Origin of the sequence: Rhodobium gokarnense (assembly GCF_025961475.1) — a bacterium.
Taxonomy (GTDB): Bacteria; Pseudomonadota; Alphaproteobacteria; order Rhizobiales; family Rhodobiaceae; genus Rhodobium; species Rhodobium gokarnense.
Genome location: NZ_JAOQNS010000008.1, coordinates 59,189 through 79,170, shown reverse-complemented (window position 1 = coordinate 79,170; position 19,982 = coordinate 59,189). Strand labels below are relative to the sequence as shown.

The window sequence follows — 19,982 nt, the reverse complement described above, 5'->3', positions numbered from 1 at the left end:
CGGGTCTCAGTCCTTCGCCGCGCCGGGCTTCTGTTTCTGTCCGGCTTCGGCGGCGAGCGCGAGCGTGTCGGGATCGCCGGGCGCCGCGGCGCCCTGCTTCAGTTCCGACACCTCGCCGGTGGTCTCGTCGATGACGACCTCCACGGTCGTCACGTCGGCACCTTCGCGCACGAACTGTGACCCGGTGACGACGATGCGGTCGCCGTCGGAAATGCCGTCGCTGACCAGCCAGTTGTTGCCGACGCTCGAATTCGTCTCCAGGACGCGCTGCTCGATCTTGTTGTCCTTGTTCACGAACAGCGCCGTCGCCTCGCCCTTGGTGCTGCGGCTGACGGCGCGCTGCGGCACCACGAAGCTGTTTTCGGCAATGCCTTCCTCGACCAGGGCGCGGACATACATGCCGGGCAGGAGGAGCCGGTCCGGATTGGGGAACTCGGCGCGCAGCGTGTAGGTGCCGGTGGTCTGGTCGACATAGGATTCGACGAAGGCAAGGGTGCCGGACTCCGCGTAGAGCGTTCCGGTCTCCAGCTTCAGGCGCACGGTGATGTTGTCGCCGCGCAGCTTGATCCGGCCTTCCTCGACCGCCTTTCTGAGGTTGAGCAGGTTGGTGCTCGACTGGGTGACGTCGACATTGATCGGATCGAGGGTACGGATCGTCGTTAGCGCGGTCGACTGATTCGCGGTGACGAGGGCACCGACGGTCAGTTGCGATTCGTCGACCCGGCCGTCGATCGGCGCCAGCACCGTCGTGTAGGTCAGGTTGATGCGGGCCGTCTCGACCTGGGCCTTGGCGACCGCGACGTCGGCACGGGCCTGGGCCAGCGTCGCCTTGGCATCGTCGAGCTCCTGCTTGGAGATGGCATTCTGCTTGATCAGGTTCTCGTAGCGCGCGACCTTGGCCTCCGCGCTCGGCACCGCGGCCAGCGCCTTCTGCAGGCTGGCGCGGGCGCTCTGGTAGGTGGCGCGGTAGGTGGCGTCGTCGATCTGGTAGAGCGGCGCGCCGGCCTCCACCTCGCTGCCTTCGGTGAACAGGCGGCGGCGGATGATGCCGTTGACCTGCGGGCGCACTTCGGCAACCAGCGAGGCCGTCGTGCGGCCCGGCAGTTCCGCGGTGATCGCCACCGACTGCGGGTGCAGCGTCAGCACACCGACCTCGGGCTTCGGCCCGCCGCCCGGTGATTGGGCATGGGATTCGGACGCGGCAACCAGGGCTGCAGCGGTGAAGAGGGCGACAAGGCCCGTCCGGAGCAGCGTCCGGACCGAATGCCGCTGCGCAATGGCGAAAGCACAACGGCGCGGCGCCGACGCTCCGGCTGACCACGTGACTGTTTGGCGCAAAGGTTGGAACCCTTATTTACAAAACCTTCGATTACCAATATTCAGGTAGGCAGGCGATGTCAACTGCCGCGAGGAATGCCGAATGACTTCCATTGTCCGACCGTTGCCGGAAAGCCACGAAGGGCCCGGGGACAAGCACGCCGGAGCAGGGCGCCGAAAGCGCGGTCGCCCGAAGGCCATGCCGGACAACGTGCAGCGGGAAATAATCGTCGAACAGGCCCATGAGCTGTTCCTGGCCAACGGTTATGGCGGCACCACCATGGATCATATTGCCGCGTCCTGCCGGGTGTCCAAGCGCACGCTCTACCGGCTGTTCCCCGGCAAGCTCGACCTGTTCGCCGCGATCATCGACAAGAACCGGCAGCGCATGCTGCTGTTGCCGGGCAATTACGACGACATGCCGTTGGACGAAGCGCTGGAAACCATCTTCCGCGTCGAAATCGATCCGGAGGACAACCGCAAGCGCCAGGCGCTGATCCGGCTCGTCATCATCGAGACCCGGCAATATCCGGAATTGCGCACCACGGCCCGCAAATACGGCGCCATCCCGTCGCGCCTGGAGCTTGCGGCTTGGTTCGACCGGCAATGCGCGCGTGGCCGCATGGTAATCGACGACACCGAAGCGGCGGCGCAGATGCTGTTGGACATGGTGTTCGGCGCGATCGCGGCCAAGGCGACCGGCGGAGACCTGGACTGGCCCGGCGAAGACGACCGGGAAGGCTATATCAAGCGCTGCATCCAGGTGTTTCTGCACGGCGTGCAAAAGCGGGACGGCGTTCCCGCATAAGGGCCCGGCGCCCGGCGCCCGGCGCATTGCAGCCTTGCCGCCGAGCCGGCGCGGTCAGCCGAGGTCGACATCCTCGCCGGCGCCTGCCTCGGCGAGCGGTGGGTCGACGAGGTCGGCGACGGCCCGGAAGGCGGCGACGATACGCTGCTGCTCGGTCTCCGGAAGGTCGGCAAATCCCGTCACGAATCGTTTTCCGAAAAGGGCCGGGGCGCCCTTCAGGATGCGTTCGCCCTCCTCTGTCAGGCGGGTGCGGACGATGCGCCGGTCGGTGTCGCTGCGCCGCCGGGTGACCAGGCCGCGCGCTTCAAGCTTGTCGAGAATGGTGACGGTGGTCGCCGCGCTGAGGTCGGCCTGGCGCGACAGCGCCGCCGTCGTCAGCTGGCCGAAATCGCGCACGGCTTGGAGGACGACGATCTGGGGAATCGTCAGCCCGGCCTCGCGGGCGACCTTCTTGGACCGGACGTCGTTGGCCCTGACGATGCGCCTGATCGCCTTCATGACATGGGCGGCGTTGTCGATCGCGTGTGCGTCGGGCGTGGTGGCATCGCTCGCCGGATCCGGCGCGGTCTTTTGCGCATATCCGTCGTGTCTTGCGGCGTTGTCGCCGGCGGGGCCGAGCGGGTCGCTCACGTTTCAGGGTCTCCAGTCCGATCGTGGCGCAAACCGTTACACCAAAAAATATTTGATTTCAAATCATTTGTGTTCTAATGAATTTGCCGGCTGGCGCGGGTTGTCCCGCGCCTTAACTTTAAGGGGAAGCCCCTTTCCGGGAACGCGCGGGCGCTCCTTGCGTTGTTGCCGGGGCAGACCCAAAGGGCATCGATGGCCTTCGCCGCGGGGGTTGGCGAAGGCCATCATAGACAGGGCCTCCGCAGCGGCCGCACGGCCGTCGCGGATGCCCCTTCGTTTCGTCGCAGACATCGGGAGAACTCAGTCCAGCATGTGTGGAATTGCCGGAGAAATCCGCCTAGACGGCAGCTTTGCCGACGGTGAGGCCGTCGCGCGCATGACCGAAACGCTGGCCCCGCGCGGGCCCGACGGCACGGGCATCCTGGCGCGCGGGCCGATCGCCTTCGGCCATCGCCGGCTGAAGATCATCGACCTGTCGGAAAAAGCCGCGCAGCCGATGACGGACCCGGAACTCGGGCTGACCATCGTCTTCAACGGCTGCATCTACAACTATCCGGAGCTGCGCGGCGAGCTGGTCGAGAAGGGCTACAGGTTCTTCTCCCATGGCGACACCGAGGTGATCCTGAAGGCGTTCCATGCCTGGGGCCCCGACTGCGTCAAGCGATTCCACGGCATGTTCGCCTTCGCCATCGCCGAGCGCGACAGCGGCACCGTGACGCTCGCCCGCGACCGCTTCGGCATCAAGCCGCTCTACTATTCCGAGACCGATGCCCGGCTGCGCTTTGCCTCCAGCCTGCCGGCCCTGCTTGCCGGCGGCGACGTCGACCGGACCATCGATCCCGAAGCGCTCCACAACTACATGACCTTCCACGCCGTGGTGCCGCCGCCGCGCACGATCCTGAAGGGCGTCAGGAAGCTGCCGCCGGCGACCGTGCGCCGGATCACCACGTCGGGCGAGATCACCGACACCCTCTACTGGCAGCCGCCCTACGAGCGCGATCCGGCGCTTTCCGGCCTTTCCCGCGAAGACTGGCGCGACCGGGTGCTGGAAGCGCTGCGGGTCGCCGTGCGCCGGCGCATGGTCGCGGACGTGCCGGTCGGCGTGCTTTTGTCCGGCGGCGTCGATTCCAGCGTCATCGTCGGGCTCCTGGCTGAGGAAGGCCAGAAGGACCTGATGACCTTTTCCATCGGCTTTGAGGAGGCGAACGGGGAAAAGGGCGACGAGTTCGTCTATTCGGACCTCATCGCCAAGACGTTCCAGACCGACCACCACAAGATCTTCGTGCCTTCGGCCGATCTCATCGGCTCGCTGCCGGACACGATCTCGGCGATGTCGGAGCCGATGGTCTCCTACGACAATATCGGCTTCTTCCTTTTGAGCCGCGAGGTCTCCAAGCACATCAAGGTGGTGCAGTCCGGCCAGGGGGCCGACGAGGTGTTCGGCGGCTATCACTGGTATCCGCCGCTGGAAAACACCAACGACGTGGTCGGCGATTACGCCAGGGTGTTCTTCGACCGCAGCCACGAGACGCTGAAGACCCATCTTTCCCCCGAGTGGATGCCGGATGCGGATATCAGCCGCGATCTCGTCGCCGAGCATCTCCTGATGGACGGCGCGGCGACGCCGGTCGACCGGGCGCTCCGGCTCGATTCTCAGGTCATGCTGGTCGACGATCCGGTGAAGCGGGTCGACAACATGACCATGGCCTGGGGGCTGGAGGCGCGGGTGCCGTTCCTCGACCACGAGCTGGTGGAACTTGCCGCCACCGTGCCACCGGAGCTGAAGCTGATGGAAAACGGCAAGGGCGTCCTCAAGGACGCCGCGCGCCAGGTGGTGCCGAGCGAGGTCATCGACCGCAAGAAGGGCTATTTCCCGGTCCCGCAGCTCAAATACATCGAAGGGCCCTATCTCGATCTCGTGCGCGACACGCTGACCAACCAGGCGGCGCGCGAGCGCGGCCTCTTCCGGAAGGACTATCTCGACCGGCTGTTCGACGACCCGACGGCCCATATCACGCCGCTGAGGGGCTCCGAGCTCTGGCAGGTGGCGCTTCTGGAGATGTGGCTGCAGGCCCACGACATCTGATTCCCGATCATTCAGGACCAACGTCATGGCCGATACTCTCAACCATCCCGACGCCGCGGACGCCACCGACGGCCCCCCGCCGGCGCCGAAGACGAATTACGCCCTCGATTGCGGCTGGGGGCGGCTGATCTTCGGGCAGACCTTCACCGATCCGGAGACCCTGATCTCCGTCCTGCAGAAGGAGTTGCCGGAGCGGCGCGACATTGCCTTCTACATCAAGGACCCGCATGTGCTGCTGGCCAACGCGCCGCAGGAGGTGTTCCTCGATCCCTCGCACAGCTTCCGTCTGGACCTGACCACGTACCGGCCCTCGGACCGGCCGCTGTCGGGCTTCTTCGTGCGCCGCCTGACGTCGAAGGGCGATGCCGACGCGATCAACCGCATCTTTGCCATGCGCGGCATGGTGCCGGTGCCGCTGGAATTCTTCTGGGCCCAGCGCGACGCGCGGGCGATCTGCTATTTCGTGGCCGAGGACGAGGTCACCGGCGAGGTGCTCGGCACCGTCACCGGCGTCGACCACGCCAGAGCCTTCGGCGATCCGGAAAAGGGCTCGTCCCTGTGGTGCCTTGCGGTCGATCCGCAGGCGCGCCAGCCGGGCGTCGGCGAGGCGCTGGTGCGCCGACTCGCGGAATACTCGGCCGAGCGGGGCGCCGCCTATCTCGACCTTTCGGTCATGCACGACAATGAGCAGGCCATCGCGCTCTATGAAAAGCTCGGTTTCGAGCGGGTGCCGCTGTTCACCGTCAAGCGCAAGAACCCGATCAACGAGACGCTGTTCACCGGCCCGGAGATCGACGAGGCGCTCAACCCCTATGCCAAGATCATCGTCGACGAGGCGCGCAGGCGCGGCATCCTGGTGGAGGTCACCGACGCCACCGGCGGGTTCTTCCGCCTCTCCTATGGCGGCCAGACCGTGAAGTGCCGGGAGAGCCTGTCGGAATTTACCACGGCGGTCGCCATGTCGATCTGCGACGACAAGGCGGTGACGCGGCGCATGGTGGAGGCGGCCGGCGTGCGCGTTCCCGAGCAGATGCCGGCAGATGCGGGCGAAGAGGCTATCGCCGCCTTCCTCGGCAAGCACGGGCGCCTCGTCGTCAAGCCGGCACGCGGCGAACAGGGCCGCGGCGTCTTCGTCGGGCTGGAAAGCCTTGAGGACGTGCAGGCAGCCATCGAGGCGGCGCGGAAATTTGCCGACACGGTGCTCCTGGAAGAATGCGTCGAGGGCCAGGACCTGAGGCTCGTCGTCATCAACTACCGGCTGGTCGCAGCCGCGATCCGCCGGCCGGCCTGCGTGGTCGGCGACGGGCGGCGGACCATCCGCCAGCTCATCGAGGCGCAAAGCCGGCGCCGGTCGGCGGCGACCGGCGGCGAATCGACCATTCCCCTCGATGTGGAGACGGAAAAGGTCGTCGCGGCCGCCGGCCACGGCCTCGACACCGTGCTCGAGGAGGGAACCGAGCTGGAGGTCCGCAAGACGGCCAACCTGCACACCGGCGGCACTATCCACGACGTCACCGACGGCGTGCATCCGGCGCTGGTGGAAGCGGCCGTCAAGGTCGCCCGGGCGATCGAGATTCCTGTGGTCGGGGTCGATTTCATGGTGAAGTCGCCACGCGGCCCGGACTATGCTTTCATCGAGGCCAACGAACGGCCGGGCCTTGCTAATCACGAGCCACAGCCGACGGCGGAACGCTTCATCGACCTGTTGTTCCCGCTGTCGATGCCCTCCGCCATGCGCCAGGCGGCGCAGGAACTGGCGCCCGCCGGAAAAACGGCACAACGATAACGAACGATCCGGGAGAGGAACCAGAAACCGATGACACGCCTTCGCATCGACGTCGACTATCTGACCGACACGCTGAGGAAACTGCTCGAGACGCCGAGCCCGACCGGCTACACGGACTCCATCGTGCGCTGGGTTTCAGCGGAACTGGAACGGCTCGGCCTCGATGTGGAGCTGACCCGCCGCGGCGCCATCCGGGCGATCCGGCCCGGCAAGGAACAGCGCGGCGCGAGAGCCATCGTCTCCCATGTCGACACGCTCGGCGCGCAGGCGAAGTTCCTGAAGGAAAACGGCCGGCTGGCGCTGGTGCCGATCGGCAACTGGTCGGCGCGTTTTGCCGAAGGCGCGCGGGCGACCGTCTTTACCGACAAGGGCACCTATCGCGGCACCATCCTGCCGCTGAAGGCCTCCGGCCACACCTTCAACGACGAGATCGACGAACATCCCATCGGCTGGGAGCATGTGGAGATGCGGGTCGATGCGCTCGCCCGCAGCGCGCCGGACCTTGCCCGGCTCGGCATCGAGGTCGGCGACATCATCGCCATCGATCCGCTGCCGGAATTCCTCGACAACGGCTTCATCGTCTCGCGCCATCTCGACAACAAGGCGGGCGTCGCCGTCATGCTGGCGGCGTTGAAGGCGATGCAGGAGGAAAAGGTCAAGACTCCGGTGGACATCCACTGGCTGTTCACCATCGCCGAGGAAGTCGGCGTCGGCGCCTCGTCCGTGCTGAAGCACGAGGTCGCCTCGATGATCACCGTCGACAATGGCACGACGGCGCCGGGCCAGAACTCCAACGAGTTCGGCGTCACCATCTCCATGGCCGACCAGACCGGCCCGTTCGACTATCATCTGACCAAGAAGCTGGTCGAACTGTGCCGCTCGAACGAGATCCTGTTCCAGAAGGACGTGTTCCGCTACTACCGCTCCGATTCGGCAAGCGCCATCGAGGCCGGCGCCGACGTGCGCACCGCGCTGATCACCTTCGGCGTCGACGCCTCGCACGGCTATGAGCGCATCCACGTCCATGCCCTTCGCTCGCTGTCGGAACTGATCACCGCCTATGCGGCAAGCCCGGTGGCGATCAAGCGCGACTTCGAGGAGACCGGCAGCCCGAAGGGTTTCACCAAGCAGCCGGTCAGCAAGGCGCAGCAGACCCTGTCGCCGAATGTGCGCGCCGCGCAGCTCGACCTGGAAAAGAAGCGCAAGGGCGAAAAAGAGCCCGAGCCGGCGAAATAGGCGGCCGCTTGCCGCGCCGGCGCTGCGACCATCGGTCCGGGCCGGCCGGCCTGCAGCCGCTGCGCTGTTGACAGGGGCGGCGACGTCGGCGATGCGATGATCCCCTCCCGGCGCCGACCGATGCGGCCGCGCCTTTTTCGTTGCGGCCCTGGCGCACCATGACCCTTATCGTCGTTACCGATCTCGACGGAACGCTCCTCGACCACGACAGCTATCGCTGGGACGCGGCGATACCGGCGTTGGATCTGCTGAAGGACCGCGAGATTCCGCTGATCCTGTCGAGCAGCAAGACGGCGGCGGAAATCGCGCCGCTGCGCGAGACCCTCGGCTTTTCGCACTGTCCGGCAATCGTTGAGAACGGTGCCGGCATCCTGGAAGGCGGTGATGCGGCCGGCGAAGACGATGCGGGCGAGACGCCCTACGGGCGCCTGCGGGACGTGCTCGACGCATTGCCGGCGGACTTGCGCGAACCCTTCGCCGGCTTCGGCGACTGGACCGTCGAGGAGGTCGCCGAGCGCACCGGCATGGATATCGAGAGCGCGGCCCGCGCGCAGGCGCGCCGGTTCTCCGAACCGGGCCTGTGGTCCGGCAGCGAGGGCGACCTCGACGCCTTTCTGGCGGCACTCGGAAAACACGGTGTCTCGGCGCGGCGGGGCGGTCGTTTCCTGACGCTTTCCTTCGGCGCCGACAAGGCCGACCGCATCGCCGAGATCGCGCCGCGCTATGCCGTGGACGGCAGCGACCCGACCGTGATCGCGCTCGGCGATGCGCCGAACGACGTCGGCATGCTGGAAGCGGCGGATATCGGCATCGTCATCGCCAATCCGGCCCACGATCCCCTGCCGGCGCTGAAGGGCGAGGCGGACGGGCGGATACGGCGCTCACGCCTCCCAGGTCCTGAGGGCTGGAACGAATCCCTTCTTTCGGTCATCAATGACACGAATTTCGGGGTGTAGGATCCGGCGTCGCGGACGACCCCTTTGACGGAGAACGGCCTTGGGCGACTACCATCAGAACGGCAATGTGGCGACGCTGCATCGCTTCGGCACCCTCGATCCGGCGGATCTGGAGCGCGAGCTCAACCACTATGCGCAGACGCGCAAGATCTCGCTGATCCTGCCCTCGCTCTATTCGGAACTCGAGGCCCAGGCGCTGTCTGACATCCTCGACGAGCTCTCCACCGCCTCCTTCGTCAACCAGATCATCATCGGCCTCGACCGGGCCGACGAGGAGCAGTACCGCTACGCCAAGGAGTATTTCTCCCGGCTGCCCCAGGACCATGTGGTGCTGTGGAACGACGGGCCGCGGCTGAAGGCGATCGATTCCCGGCTCGGTGAGATGGATCTTGCGCCGAGCGAGCCCGGCAAGGGCCGCAATGTCTGGTACTGCATCGGCTATGCCCTGTCGGCCAAGAACTGCGACGTCATCGCCATTCACGACTGCGATATCGTCACCTATTCCAAGGAGATGCTGGCGCGGCTGGTCTATCCGGTGACCAATGCCCGCTTCCCCTACCAGTTCTGCAAGGGGTTCTATCCGCGGATCGCCGACCGCAAGATGAACGGGCGGGTGACGCGCCTCCTGGTGACGCCGCTGCTGCTGGCCCTGAAGAAGGTCATCGGCCAGAACGCCTATGTCGATTATCTGAAGTCGTTCCGCTATCCGCTGGCCGGCGAATTCGCCATGCGCACCGCGATCCTGCCGGAAATCCGCATCCCGTCGGACTGGGGCCTTGAGATTGGCGTCCTGTCTGAGGTCTACCGGAACCTTTCCTCCAACGCCGTCTGCCAGGTCGACATCGCCGATGCCTACGACCACAAGCACCAGCCGCTGTCGGAGGACGACGCGACGAAGGGCCTGTCGCGGATGTCGACGGATATCTGCAAGGCGATCTACCGCAAGCTCGCCATCGACGGGGTGATCTTCTCGCCGGAGATCTTCCGCACCCTGAAGGCCACCTACTACCGGATCGCGCTGGACCTCATCGAGGTTTACTACAATGACGGCCTGATCAACGGTCTCCATGTCGACCGCCACGTGGAGGAGCGCTCCGTGGAGCTGTTCGCCGCGAACATCGTGGAGGCCGGCCAGGTGTTCCTGCAAAACCCGATGGAAGCGCCGTTCATCCCCAACTGGAGCCGGGTCCAGGCGGCCGATTCCGACCTCATGCGCGAATTGTTCGAGGCGGTGAAGGCGGATAACGAGGAATTTGCGGCGTAGGCGGTCCGGGTGCGCCATTGCCGGCGATCGGTGCAAGCTGCACTGGATTGCTTCGCTGCGCTCGCAATGACGGTTTTCTCAATCCTTTCAACGTCATTGCGAGGAGGCCGTCAGGCCGACGCGGCAATCCAGATATGGCCGTTCGCGCTAAATCACCGGTCGCGGTTGGCGATCCAGCGGCACTGGTAGGGCGCCAGCACGATTTCCTCCGCCGAGGTCGTCATCCGTTCGCCGGTGAGAAGGTCGGCCCAGTCCTTGCCGTCGATGAGGTTGATGGCGAGCACCGGGATCGAGATCTCCTCTTTCGTGACATTGGCGATGGAAAAGATGCTCTGGGACCGGTCGAGGCTCTGGCGCCAGATGCCGAACACCTGGTCGCCGAGATGCAGGGTGAACTGGGTGGCGTTGGGGTGGAAGCCCGGCTGCTCGGCCCTGATCCCGATGCGCCGTGTCAGTTCGGCGAGCACGCGGGCATGCAGGCTCGTCTTGTCGGCGAGCAGGCCCTTCAGGTCCTCGAAATCCCACTGGCGGCGGTTGATGGCGCGGTTGATGCCGGCCTTTTCCACCCCTTCCAGGTCGTTCGGCGTGCCGAGCAGGGAATGGATGTAGAAGGCGGGAATGCCTTCCAGCCCCATCATGATGGTCTGGCTGCAGATGAAGCGCTCGAACTGCCACTCGTCGGGGCCGTCGACGGTGCCCTTCATGGCGTCGATCAGCGACACGTTGAGCTCGTAGGGCGACTGCTTGCCGTCGGAGGTGGAGCGCATGGAGACGAGGCCGCCGAAGCCCTTCACCGTCTCGATGACCCGATCGAGTTCTTCCGGGGCTATGAGGCCCTCGGCGGGCCTGAGGCCGATGCCGTCATGCGAGGCGGTGAAGTTGAGATAGGCGCAGCCGAGCTGGGCCGGCGGCATGCGCATCTGCCAGATGTTGAGGGCGCGCGAGGAGCCGGTCAGCAGCGCCTGCAGCAGCAGCGGCGGCAGGGAGAAATTGTAGATCGCGTGGGCTTCGTTGCGATTGCCGAAATAGGAGAGGTTCTCGTCCTTCGGCACGTTGGTCTCGGTCAGCAGCACCACCGGCTCGGCCGCATAGTCGCAAAGTACCCGCATCAGCCGGACGATGGCATGGGTCTCAGGCAGGTTGATGCAGGAGGTGCCGATCTCCTTCCACAGGAACGCCACGGCATCGAGGCGGATGATGCGCACGCCCTTGTCGATGTGGAGCCGCATGATGCGCAGGAACTCCAGCAGCACGTCCGGATTGGAGAAGTCGACGTCGACCTGGTCGTGGCTGAAGGTGCACCAGACATGGCGGGTGCCCGATGGCGTCTCGACCTCGCGCAGCAGGGCGTGGGCGCGCGGGCGCACGACGGCGGACAGGTCGTCGTCCGGGCTCGCCTCGCAGAAGAAGCGGTCATAGGGCGCGTGGCCCTGAAGGTACTCGCTGAACCAGGTGCTCTGGCTGGAAACGTGGTTCAGGACGAGGTCCGACATCAGCTTGAAGGAGACCGCGATGCGCCGGATGTCCTCCCAGTCGCCGAGCCCGGAATTGACCGAGTAATAGTCGGTGACGGAAAAGCCGCCGTCGGAGGTGTAGGGAAAGAACGGCAGGATGTGGACGCCGGTGATCGTGCCGCTGAGATATTCCTGGAGGAAATTGTAGAGCACGTCCAAAGGCTTGTGCTTGCCGTCGACGACCGTGTTGCCATAGGTGATGACGAGGCTGTCGCGCTCCGACCACAGCGTGTTGCCGGGCTGGCGCGAGCGGTGGCGCGGCGCGCGCCCGTTTGACCAGAAGGTCTCGATGACCTCGTGGGCCAGGGCGTCGATGTCCCGGTCCGGATAGATCGTCTTCAACAGCGCCTTCAGTTTTCCGGTCAGCTTGCTGGAGACGGTGCTGGAATCGGGCAGCGCGGAGTGCGTCTCGGTCATTCTCGTTTCAACTTTTCTTGCCCCGGCATGGGGGCGGTATCTGCCCCCGGGAGGAGGGGGCGAAAGGCCAGTTGCGAAGCTTTGGCGATTTTGCGGCCCGCGACAAGCCCCGTTGACGGTGGCCCATCGGGAACCGGCGTGCCTTTTTCGCGTTCTCATCGGTATATGGGGCGGGGCCGGCTAACTTTGCCTAAAATTTGAACGTCCGGTCAAATCCCGGTTAACGCGTGGGCACATTTGTTCTAACCTTGTCCAAGAAATCGCGAAGACGGGACGTTAAGCCTGCAGCGAACGGTGGCACGGGACTTGCTCCACCCCATCGTGTTTTTGCGTATTACGCGGGAGTAGAATGAGCGAGGAAACAACCGACTCCATCGTCAGCTTCGATGAAATCGTCCTGCCCAGCGGCCAGCCCCGGCCGGGAATGGAACAGATCGCGGAATGGATGGTCTCCGCGTCGCGCAGCCTGTTGAAGGCGCGCCAGGCGGAGGCGGAAACCCTGTTCCGCCGGATCGGCATCACCTTTGCCGTCTATGGCGAAGGCGGTGACCCGGAACGCCTGATCCCGTTCGATATCGTGCCGCGCATCCTGCTTGCCAGCGAATGGGATTTCCTGGCCCGCGGCCTGGAGCAGCGGGTGCGCGCCCTCAACATGTTCCTCAACGACGTCTACCACGACGGCGAGATCCTCGCCGCCGGGCGGGTTCCGGCCAAGCTGGTGCTGCAGAACAAGGCCTATCTGCCGGAAATGCGCGGCGTCTCGGTGCCCGGCAACGTCTATACCCACATCGCCGGCATCGACCTGGTGCGCACCGGGCCGGAAGAGTTCTACGTGCTGGAGGACAATACCCGCACGCCCTCCGGCGTGTCCTACATGCTGCAGAACCGCGAAGTGATGATGCGGTTGTTCCCGGACCTCTTCAACAACCACGCGGTGGCGCCGGTCGAGCGCTATCCGGAGGACCTGTTCGAGACGCTGCACTCGGTGGCACCGGCCGGCTGCGACGGCGACCCGACGGTGGTGGTGCTGTCGCCCGGCCTCTACAACTCGGCCTATTACGAGCACACCTTCCTCGCCGACAAGATGGGCGTGGAGCTGGTCGAGGGCCAGGACCTGTTCGTCAAAAACAACTTCGTCTTCATGCGCACGACCCATGGGCCCCAGAAGGTCGACGTCATCTACCGGCGCATCGACGACGCCTTCCTCGATCCGCTGACCTTCCATCCGGACAGCATCCTCGGCGTGCCGGGCCTGATGAACGTCTACCGGGCCGGCAACGTCTCGCTCGCCAACGCGGTCGGCGGCGGCATTGCCGACGACAAGGCGATCTATATGTACGTGCCGGAGATGATCGACTTCTATCTCGGCGAAAAGCCGCTGTTGAAGAACGTCGACACCTTCTGGTGCGACAAGCCCGACGACTGCGCCTACGTGCTCGACCATCTCGACGAGCTGGTGGTGAAAGAGGTCGCGGGCTCCGGCGGCTACGGCATGCTGGTCGGCCCCAAGGCGGACGCCAAGGAGCGCGCCGCCTATGCCGAGCGGGTCAAGGCGAGCCCCTCGGAATTCATCGCCCAGCCGACGCTGTCGCTGTCGACCTGCCCGACCTTCGTCGCCGAAGGCTATGCGCCGCGCCATGTGGACCTCAGGCCGTTCGTGCTGGTCGGCGCCGACAAGGTGCGGCTGGTGCCGGGCGGCCTCACCCGGGTCGCCATGCGCGCCGGATCGCTGGTAGTCAATTCCTCCCAGGGCGGCGGCACCAAGGATACCTGGGTGCTGAATCCGCCGGTCGGCGCCGCCGACGAGGGAGGCGCCGATGCTTAGTCGCACCGCCGCCAACCTCTACTGGATGGGCCGCTACATGGAGCGGGCCGAGAACCTCGCCCGCATCCTGGAAGTCGGCTACCGGATGAGCCAGATGCCGGACCTGGCGAATGGCGGGACCCGCAACGAGTGGAGTTCCTTCGCGATCGCCACCGGCTGCGAAGAAGAGATGCTGGCCAAGCACGGCGAGCCCGACCTCGACGCTTCCATCGCCTTCATGGTGCTCGACGGCGACAACCCGTCCTCCATCCATTCCTGCCTCCGGGCCGCGCGGACCAATGCGCGGGCCGTGCGCACGGCGATGACCAGCGAGATGTGGGAAAGCCTCAACGACGCCTGGCTGGAATTCCGCGGCCACTGGCTGCAGACGCTGAAGCGGGAGAACCTGGCGCCGTTCCTGGAATGGGTGCGCAACCAGACGAGCCTTTTCCGCGGCGCCCACAGCGGCACCATGCTGCGCGACGATGCGTTCTCGTTCCTCAATGCCGGGACCTTCATCGAGCGCGGCGACAGCACGGCGCGCATCCTCGACATGAAGTACCACATCCTCCTGCCGCCCGGCGAAAGCCTCGGCGGGTCGGTCGACTACTACCAGTGGACGACGCTCTTACGCTCGGTCTCCGCGCTCGGCTCCTATCACTGGGTCTATCGCGAGCCGATCAAGCCGTGGCTGGTGGCGGAACTCCTGATCCTGCGCGAGGAGATGCCGCGCTCGTTGCGCTATTCGCTGTCGCGGGTGAACGAGTTCCTCGGCAAGATCGCGGAGGGGCACGGCCAGCGCTTCGAGTGCAACCGGCGGGCCGGCCAGCTCTATTCCCAGCTCTGCTACGACAACATCGAGGACGTGTTCCAGAGCGGGCTGCACGAGTACCTGACCAAGTTCATCACCCGCAACAACGCCCTCGGCGTCAGCATCGCCCAAAGCTTCCATTTCTGAGCGAGCCCCCAACTGAGCGACCCCCAATGAAGATCACCATCGATCACGAAACGGTCTATCGCTACGAGGAGGAGGCGAGCTACTCGATCCAGAGCCTGCGCCTGACGCCGCAGCCCTTCGACGGCCAGGTGGTGCGTTCCTGGTCCGTGTCCTCGCCGATTGCCGGGGCGCTGCATGCCGTCACTGACAGTTTCGGCAACGTCACCCACACGCTGGTCGTCGACCGGCCGCACCGGGAGATCGTCATCCGCGTCCGCGGCAAGGTCGACACGCAGAACACCGACGGCCTGGTCGCCGGTGCGGCAGAGCCGTTCCCGCCGATGTTCTACCTGCGCGAGACCGAGCAGACCCAGTCGGACGGGGCGATCCGGGCGCTCGGCAAGGCGGCGGAATCGGGCTCGGAAAACGTGCTCGACTGCCTGCACCGGCTGATGGGCGGCATCCACGAGGCGATCGAATACAAGAACGGCGAGACCAGCGCCACGACGACCGCGATCGAGGCGCTCGCCAACGGCGCCGGCGTCTGCCAGGACCACGCCCATGTCTTTATCGCCGCAGCGCGCACGCTCGGTATTCCCGCCCGCTACGTTTCCGGCTATCTGCTGAGCAACGATACGGGCGATGACGGCGATGCGGCGCATGCCTGGGCCGAGGCCCTGGTGCCGGATCTCGGCTGGGTCGGCTTCGACGTCGCCAACCGGGTCTGCCCGACCGAATACTATGTCCGGCTCGGGGTCGGCCTCGACTACCGCGAGGCAGCGCCCGTGCGGGGCGTCCGGCGCGGCGGCGGCGAGGAAACCATGTCGGTGGTGGTGCGCGTCGCCCAGACCGGGGCCAGTGCACAATAGGATAAGTGCACAATAGGATAGCTGCACACTAGCATGCCGCGGCCCTTGAGGCCCGGCAGGTGAGAGAGGGCTTCGGGCAATGACCTATTGCGTCGGGCTGTTGCTGAAGGACGGCCTGGTGATGCTGGCGGACACCCGCACCAATGCGGGCGTCGACAACGTTTCCACCTATTCCAAGACCTTCGTCTGGGAGGAGCCGGGCGAGCGGACCATCGTCCTGATGACCGCCGGCAACCTCGCCATCACCCAGTCGGTGGTCAATCTGGTCTCCGAAGGCATTCCCGACCCGGAGGACCCGCACGGGCCGCGGGCAACGCTCTCCAACGTGCCGAGCCTGTTCGAGGCGGCACGGCTGGTCGGCCGCGCGATCCGCCAGGTGCACGACTACGATGCCGAGGCGATGCGCGCCCAGGACACGCCCTTTGCCGCCTCGTTCCTGCTCGGCGGCCAGCTCAAGGGCCGGACCATGCGGCTGTTCCAGATCTATGCCGCCGGAAACTTCATCAACGCCGCGCCGGATACCCCCTTCCTGCAGATCGGCGAGCACAAATACGGCAAGCCGATCCTCGACCGGGCCCTCGACTATGGTGAGACGACCCTGGAGGACGGCGTCAAGCTGGCGCTGCTGTCGATGGATTCCACGGTGCGCTCGAACCTTTCCGTCGGCTTTCCGCTCGACCTGGTACTTTACCGCAAGGACGGCCTGAAGATCTTCCGCCAGGTGCGGATCGAGGACGACAACGCCTATTTCCAGAAGATCTCGCGGCAATGGTCCGAGGCCTTGCGCGACGCCTATCACGTGCTGCCGCCGCCGGAATGGAGCTGAGGTCCCGGCAAGAGGTGCGCGCGTGCGGCCGCGTTACTGTCCGGGGCAGGTGTAGCGACGGGGCGCCGGCAATTGGCCAGTAGACATAATCTCGCCAAGCCGCTATATTGGATACGCTGGTGAAAATACTGAAACGCTCTACTACTGCATTGAACTCAAACGAAAAAATAATTGATATGCACGGGTTGGCGGTGTCGGTTCCGGCCAGCACCACGGCGCATTTGCGCGATCTTGCTGAGGATTAATCGACGCGCTGTGCTCTTCCCGGATCCCTGACGACTTATCTGCGCCCGACTCCAGGCGACGCGTGTCGCCCGCTCGATAGTTCCGGCCAGCGATCCATCCATCAACTGACTTCAAGGACGAACGAACATGCCGACCGGAACGGTAAAGTGGTTTAATCGCGACAAGGGCTACGGCTTCATCAAGCCGGACGAGGGTGGCCCGGACGCCTTTGTGCACATCACTGCCGTGGAGCGCGCCGGACTTCCCGGCCTCGACGAAAACCAGAAGATTTCCTACGAGCTGGTCCAGGGCCGCAACGGCAAGAAATCCGCCGACAACCTGCAGCTTCTCTAGGGCGTGCCTGCCGAAACCGGGCACCGGTTTCGGGACAGGGAGACGCGCAAGAGCAGACAACCGAAGCATGGTGCGTGGATCGAACGCGGGCATGTTTCAGGATCGTTGACGATCGAAGGCGCCGGATCGTAGCCGGGAACGGCCACTGAAAGACCGCGCAATCGCGGCATCCGGCATCTTTAGACATCCGGTCTCGCCATCGGGCGGGGTCGATCGCCTTACGGCAGCAGACGCCGCGTTTTTCGGAGCGGAATGCGTTCGATCGGAACCGCATTGCCGCTCTTTTTTTATGAATATCTTCCCGGTTTCTTCTTTTCGATGTCTCCGAGCTCTTTTCAAAAAGAGCTAAATTGTCCTTGGAGAAGATAGAATAATTTCATGCAGGATAAATAATTCTCGCAAATTGATTCCAGTTTTAGCTCGAAGCTGAGTCAGGACTTCGCGTGCTTTCGAATACTCAACAAATTCGTTTGGATTTTAATTATCGAGGGGCCGCTGTATACCATCAATAAACCAAGCCAACCGACGTTTATCGATATTTTTCAGCCAATTGTTAATATTCAACGGATAGGTTTTCCATCTTTCGGCAACTCCGGACCAGTGCCGGGATTGGGGAGTTGGAGTGTTGTCGTCGCCTCAAGCGATGTCGGTACGGCGGAGTAGGTCATGAAGCGTTCCGTGCGCGTCCCCCGACAAAAGACACCCGTCCATCGGTTTGCGGTCATTGCGGGCGCCGGCCGCAGGGAGGCTGCCGACGGCTGTATGCAGACGGCGCTCGCCGCGCTTGCCGCCGCCTGCTCGCCGGTCACCCGCCCCAAGCACTTCTTCGAGGAATGCCTGCGCAACCTCGCCGCCGCCTACTCGGCCGAGTTCGCTTTTTGCGGGGTCTTCACCGACGCGACGGAGACCGCCATCAAGACCGTGGCGGTAGTTACCGGCGGCCGCGGCAGCAGGAACGTCACCTATGAACTTGCCGGAACGCCCTGCGAGGACGTTCTCAACTCCGACAATGTGTTCATCGAGCGCAGCGTGCAGGGGCTCTATCCGGCCGACCACCTGTTGGCGGAAATGGGCGTCGAAAGCTATTTCGGCGCGCCGCTGGTCACCGCCGACGGCGAGGTGATGGGGCTGGTGGCGGTGCTCGGCCGCAAGCCCATGGTGCGGCATCCTTGGACCGATTCCGTGCTCGGGCTGTTCGCCAACCGGATTGCGCTGGAACTGGAGCGCCAGCGCATCGAGCAGGAAATCGAGCTCTCGGCCAGCGTCTTTGAGAACAGCCATGAAGGCATCATGATCTTCAGCGCCGACTGGGAGATCCGCAAGGTCAACCGCGCCTTCACCAAGATCACCGGCTACGAGGCGGAGGAAGTGATCGGCAAGCACGCGCGGATCCTCGCCTGCGATCGGCACGACGAGGCCTTCTATCTGGAGCTGATGCGGGTTGCCGAGGAGGAAGGCCGGTGGGAGGGCGACCTGTGGAGCCTGAACAAGGCCGGCGGCCTGTTCGGCGAACGGCGTACGATCACCGCGGTGCGCGACCCGGCGAGCGGGCGCATCCTGCACTTCGTCAGCATCTTCACCGACATCTCCGAGGAGAAGTTCGCCGAGCAGCGGATCAACCGCCTCGCCCATTACGACCAGACGACGGAGCTGCCGAACCGCCTGTTCTTCAGCGAAAAGCTCAGCCAGACGATCGCCGGCGCGCGCAACGCCGAGACCTGTTTCGCGCTGATGATGCTCAACCTCGACAAGTTCAAGGCGATCAACGAAAGCTACGGCCACATGACCGGCGACCGGCTGCTGAAGGCCGTCGCCGACCGGCTGCAGACGCTGCCCTCCGACCACTATTTCGCGGCCCGGCTCAGCGGCGACGAGTTCGCCATCATCTGCCGGGTGCCGCAGGACCCCAACTGCGCCGAGCAGCCGCTCGCCATCCGCGCCCGGGCGCTCCTCGACCTGATCGGCACGCCGTTCATGCTCGACGGCGAGCAGACGACGATTTCCGCCAGCATGGGCATCGCCATCTATCCGCGCGATGGCACCGATTCCCAGGCGATCATCCGCAGCGCCGATTTCGCCCTCGCCGCGGCCAAGGCGAACCCGCACCGGCGCACGGAGTTCTACCGCACCGAACTCTGCGAGCAGGCCGAGCGGCAGGTGGCGCTCACCAAGCTGTTGCGCAAGGCCGTGTCGAAACACCAGTTCCGCGCCCACTACCAGAGCAAGCACGCGGTGGAGGACGGCCGCCTCACCGGCTACGAGGCGCTGATCCGCTGGCAGCTCGACGACGGCGTGCTGGTCAGTCCGGCCCAGTTCATCCCGGTGGCGGAGGAAACCGGCCTGATCGTGGAGATCGGCCGCTGGATGCTCGCCGAAGTGTGCCGGCAGATCACCGAATGGCGCCGCCTCGGCTATTCCTTCGGCCGGGTCTCGGTCAACATTTCCGGGCGCCAGCTCACCGATCCGGAGTTCGTCACCACGGTGGCCGAGATCATCGGCAAGACCGGGGTCGATCCGTCCGACCTTGAGCTGGAGATCACCGAAAGCTGGCTGATGGTCGACCCGGAGCGCTCCACGGAGATCCTGCGGGCGCTGCGCGGCATGGGCTTCAAGCTGTCGATCGACGATTTCGGCATCGCCTATTCGTCGATGAACTACCTGAAGCATTTCCCCGTCGACGTCATCAAGGTCGACCGGTCCTTCGTGCGCGACATCCTCACCGACCGGGACAGCCAGGCGATCGTCTCGGCGATCATCGCCATGGGCCACAATCTCGGGCGCGAGATCGTCGCCGAAGGCGTGGAGACACGGGGCCAGCTCGACATGCTGCGCTCGGCCGGCTGCGACGAGGCGCAGGGCTATCTGTTCTCGCGCCCCGTGCCGCCGGAGGACGTGGAGCGGGCGCGGCGGATGCCGCTGCGCCAGGAGGCCGTCGCGTCCTGACGGGTGCGCA

Annotated in this window: 15 protein-coding genes; 12 read left to right on the top strand and 3 right to left on the bottom strand. The window is 65.1% G+C overall.

Features of this window, described 5'->3' with window-relative positions; genetic code table 11:
• Positions 1 to 6 precede the first annotated feature (6 nt).
• Positions 7 to 1,278, bottom strand: coding sequence for an efflux RND transporter periplasmic adaptor subunit (locus M2319_RS14655; RefSeq protein WP_406682165.1), 1,272 nt, complete (start codon positions 1,276 to 1,278; stop codon positions 7 to 9).
• A 238-nt stretch (positions 1,279 to 1,516) separates the two neighbouring features.
• Between M2319_RS14655 and M2319_RS14650 the strand changes: the two genes are divergently transcribed.
• Positions 1,517 to 2,125 carry a TetR/AcrR family transcriptional regulator gene (locus M2319_RS14650; RefSeq protein WP_264602210.1) on the top strand — a complete coding sequence of 203 codons (609 nt, stop codon included), beginning with the start codon at positions 1,517 to 1,519 and terminating at the stop codon, positions 2,123 to 2,125.
• A gap of 54 nt (positions 2,126 to 2,179) precedes the next feature.
• Here M2319_RS14650 and M2319_RS14645 read toward each other — a convergent pair whose 3' ends face one another.
• Positions 2,180 to 2,755: a MarR family winged helix-turn-helix transcriptional regulator gene (locus tag M2319_RS14645; RefSeq protein WP_264602209.1), complete on the bottom strand. Its 576-nt coding sequence runs from the start codon at positions 2,753 to 2,755 to the stop codon at positions 2,180 to 2,182.
• Between the two features lie 310 nt (positions 2,756 to 3,065).
• Between M2319_RS14645 and M2319_RS14640 the strand changes: the two genes are divergently transcribed.
• The 5 genes from M2319_RS14640 (at position 3,066) to M2319_RS14620 (ending at position 10,083) form a co-directional block, all read left to right on the top strand.
• Complete coding sequence (locus M2319_RS14640; RefSeq protein ID WP_264602208.1) at positions 3,066 to 4,841, top strand: N-acetylglutaminylglutamine amidotransferase; 1,776 nt, start codon at positions 3,066 to 3,068, stop codon at positions 4,839 to 4,841.
• A 25-nt stretch (positions 4,842 to 4,866) separates the two neighbouring features.
• Positions 4,867 to 6,627 carry an N-acetylglutaminylglutamine synthetase gene (gene ngg, locus M2319_RS14635; RefSeq protein ID WP_264602207.1) on the top strand — a complete coding sequence of 587 codons (1,761 nt, stop codon included), beginning with the start codon at positions 4,867 to 4,869 and terminating at the stop codon, positions 6,625 to 6,627.
• Between the two features lie 30 nt (positions 6,628 to 6,657).
• Positions 6,658 to 7,863, top strand: coding sequence for an osmoprotectant NAGGN system M42 family peptidase (locus tag M2319_RS14630; RefSeq protein ID WP_264602206.1), 1,206 nt, complete (start codon positions 6,658 to 6,660; stop codon positions 7,861 to 7,863).
• 158 nt (positions 7,864 to 8,021) lie between these two features.
• Positions 8,022 to 8,819 (top strand): HAD-IIB family hydrolase, encoded by a 798-nt coding sequence (locus tag M2319_RS14625; RefSeq protein ID WP_264602205.1) that lies wholly within the window; start codon positions 8,022 to 8,024, stop codon positions 8,817 to 8,819.
• Positions 8,820 to 8,859: 40 nt separating this feature from the next.
• Entirely contained in the window at positions 8,860 to 10,083 is a 1,224-nt protein-coding gene (locus M2319_RS14620) for a glycosyltransferase family protein (RefSeq protein WP_264602204.1), read from the top strand.
• Positions 10,084 to 10,235: 152 nt separating this feature from the next.
• Here the strand turns inward: M2319_RS14620 and M2319_RS14615 are convergent, their stop codons facing one another.
• The gene (locus M2319_RS14615) at positions 10,236 to 12,014 is read right to left on the bottom strand and encodes a sugar phosphorylase (protein WP_264602203.1); all 1,779 of its coding nucleotides are present in this window, start codon (positions 12,012 to 12,014) and stop codon (positions 10,236 to 10,238) included.
• Between the two features lie 349 nt (positions 12,015 to 12,363).
• Here M2319_RS14615 and M2319_RS14610 point away from each other — a divergent pair, with 349 nt between their 5' ends.
• The 6 genes from M2319_RS14610 to M2319_RS14585 all read left to right on the top strand — a co-directional run bounded on the left by M2319_RS14610 (position 12,364) and on the right by M2319_RS14585 (position 19,972).
• Positions 12,364 to 13,839 (top strand): circularly permuted type 2 ATP-grasp protein, encoded by a 1,476-nt coding sequence (locus M2319_RS14610; protein WP_264602202.1) that lies wholly within the window; start codon positions 12,364 to 12,366, stop codon positions 13,837 to 13,839.
• On the top strand, positions 13,832 to 14,776 hold the full coding sequence (locus M2319_RS14605) for an alpha-E domain-containing protein (protein WP_264602201.1): 945 nt from the start codon (positions 13,832 to 13,834) through the stop codon (positions 14,774 to 14,776). The genes M2319_RS14610 and M2319_RS14605 overlap by 8 nt, the downstream gene beginning before the upstream one ends.
• Positions 14,777 to 14,802: 26 nt before the next feature.
• A complete protein-coding gene (locus tag M2319_RS14600; protein ID WP_264602200.1) occupies positions 14,803 to 15,624 on the top strand; it encodes a transglutaminase family protein in 822 nt (273 codons plus the stop codon).
• 79 nt (positions 15,625 to 15,703) lie between these two features.
• Entirely contained in the window at positions 15,704 to 16,450 is a 747-nt protein-coding gene (locus M2319_RS14595) for a proteasome-type protease (protein WP_264602199.1), read from the top strand.
• A gap of 372 nt (positions 16,451 to 16,822) precedes the next feature.
• Complete coding sequence (locus M2319_RS14590) at positions 16,823 to 17,029, top strand: cold-shock protein (protein WP_111435121.1); 207 nt, start codon at positions 16,823 to 16,825, stop codon at positions 17,027 to 17,029.
• A 762-nt stretch (positions 17,030 to 17,791) separates the two neighbouring features.
• On the top strand, positions 17,792 to 19,972 hold the full coding sequence (locus tag M2319_RS14585) for a putative bifunctional diguanylate cyclase/phosphodiesterase (RefSeq protein WP_264602198.1): 2,181 nt from the start codon (positions 17,792 to 17,794) through the stop codon (positions 19,970 to 19,972).
• Positions 19,973 to 19,982: the final 10 nt, after the last annotated feature.

What these genes read in the sequence shown, in the direction of transcription:
- M2319_RS14650 (WP_264602210.1), top strand. Translation starts at nt 1,517, where the DNA reads ATGCCGGACAACGTGCAGCGGGAAATAATCGTCGAACAGGCCCATGAG.
- M2319_RS14640 (WP_264602208.1), top strand. Translation starts at nt 3,066, where the DNA reads ATGTGTGGAATTGCCGGAGAAATCCGCCTAGACGGCAGCTTTGCCGAC.
- ngg (WP_264602207.1), top strand. Translation starts at nt 4,867, where the DNA reads ATGGCCGATACTCTCAACCATCCCGACGCCGCGGACGCCACCGACGGC.
- M2319_RS14630 (WP_264602206.1), top strand. Translation starts at nt 6,658, where the DNA reads ATGACACGCCTTCGCATCGACGTCGACTATCTGACCGACACGCTGAGG.
- M2319_RS14625 (WP_264602205.1), top strand. Translation starts at nt 8,022, where the DNA reads ATGACCCTTATCGTCGTTACCGATCTCGACGGAACGCTCCTCGACCAC.
- M2319_RS14615 (WP_264602203.1), bottom strand. Translation starts at nt 12,014, where the DNA reads ATGACCGAGACGCACTCCGCGCTGCCCGATTCCAGCACCGTCTCCAGC.
- M2319_RS14610 (WP_264602202.1), top strand. Translation starts at nt 12,364, where the DNA reads ATGAGCGAGGAAACAACCGACTCCATCGTCAGCTTCGATGAAATCGTC.
- M2319_RS14605 (WP_264602201.1), top strand. Translation starts at nt 13,832, where the DNA reads ATGCTTAGTCGCACCGCCGCCAACCTCTACTGGATGGGCCGCTACATG.
- M2319_RS14600 (WP_264602200.1), top strand. Translation starts at nt 14,803, where the DNA reads ATGAAGATCACCATCGATCACGAAACGGTCTATCGCTACGAGGAGGAG.
- M2319_RS14595 (WP_264602199.1), top strand. Translation starts at nt 15,704, where the DNA reads ATGACCTATTGCGTCGGGCTGTTGCTGAAGGACGGCCTGGTGATGCTG.
- M2319_RS14590 (WP_111435121.1), top strand. Translation starts at nt 16,823, where the DNA reads ATGCCGACCGGAACGGTAAAGTGGTTTAATCGCGACAAGGGCTACGGC.
- M2319_RS14585 (WP_264602198.1), top strand. Translation starts at nt 17,792, where the DNA reads ATGCAGACGGCGCTCGCCGCGCTTGCCGCCGCCTGCTCGCCGGTCACC.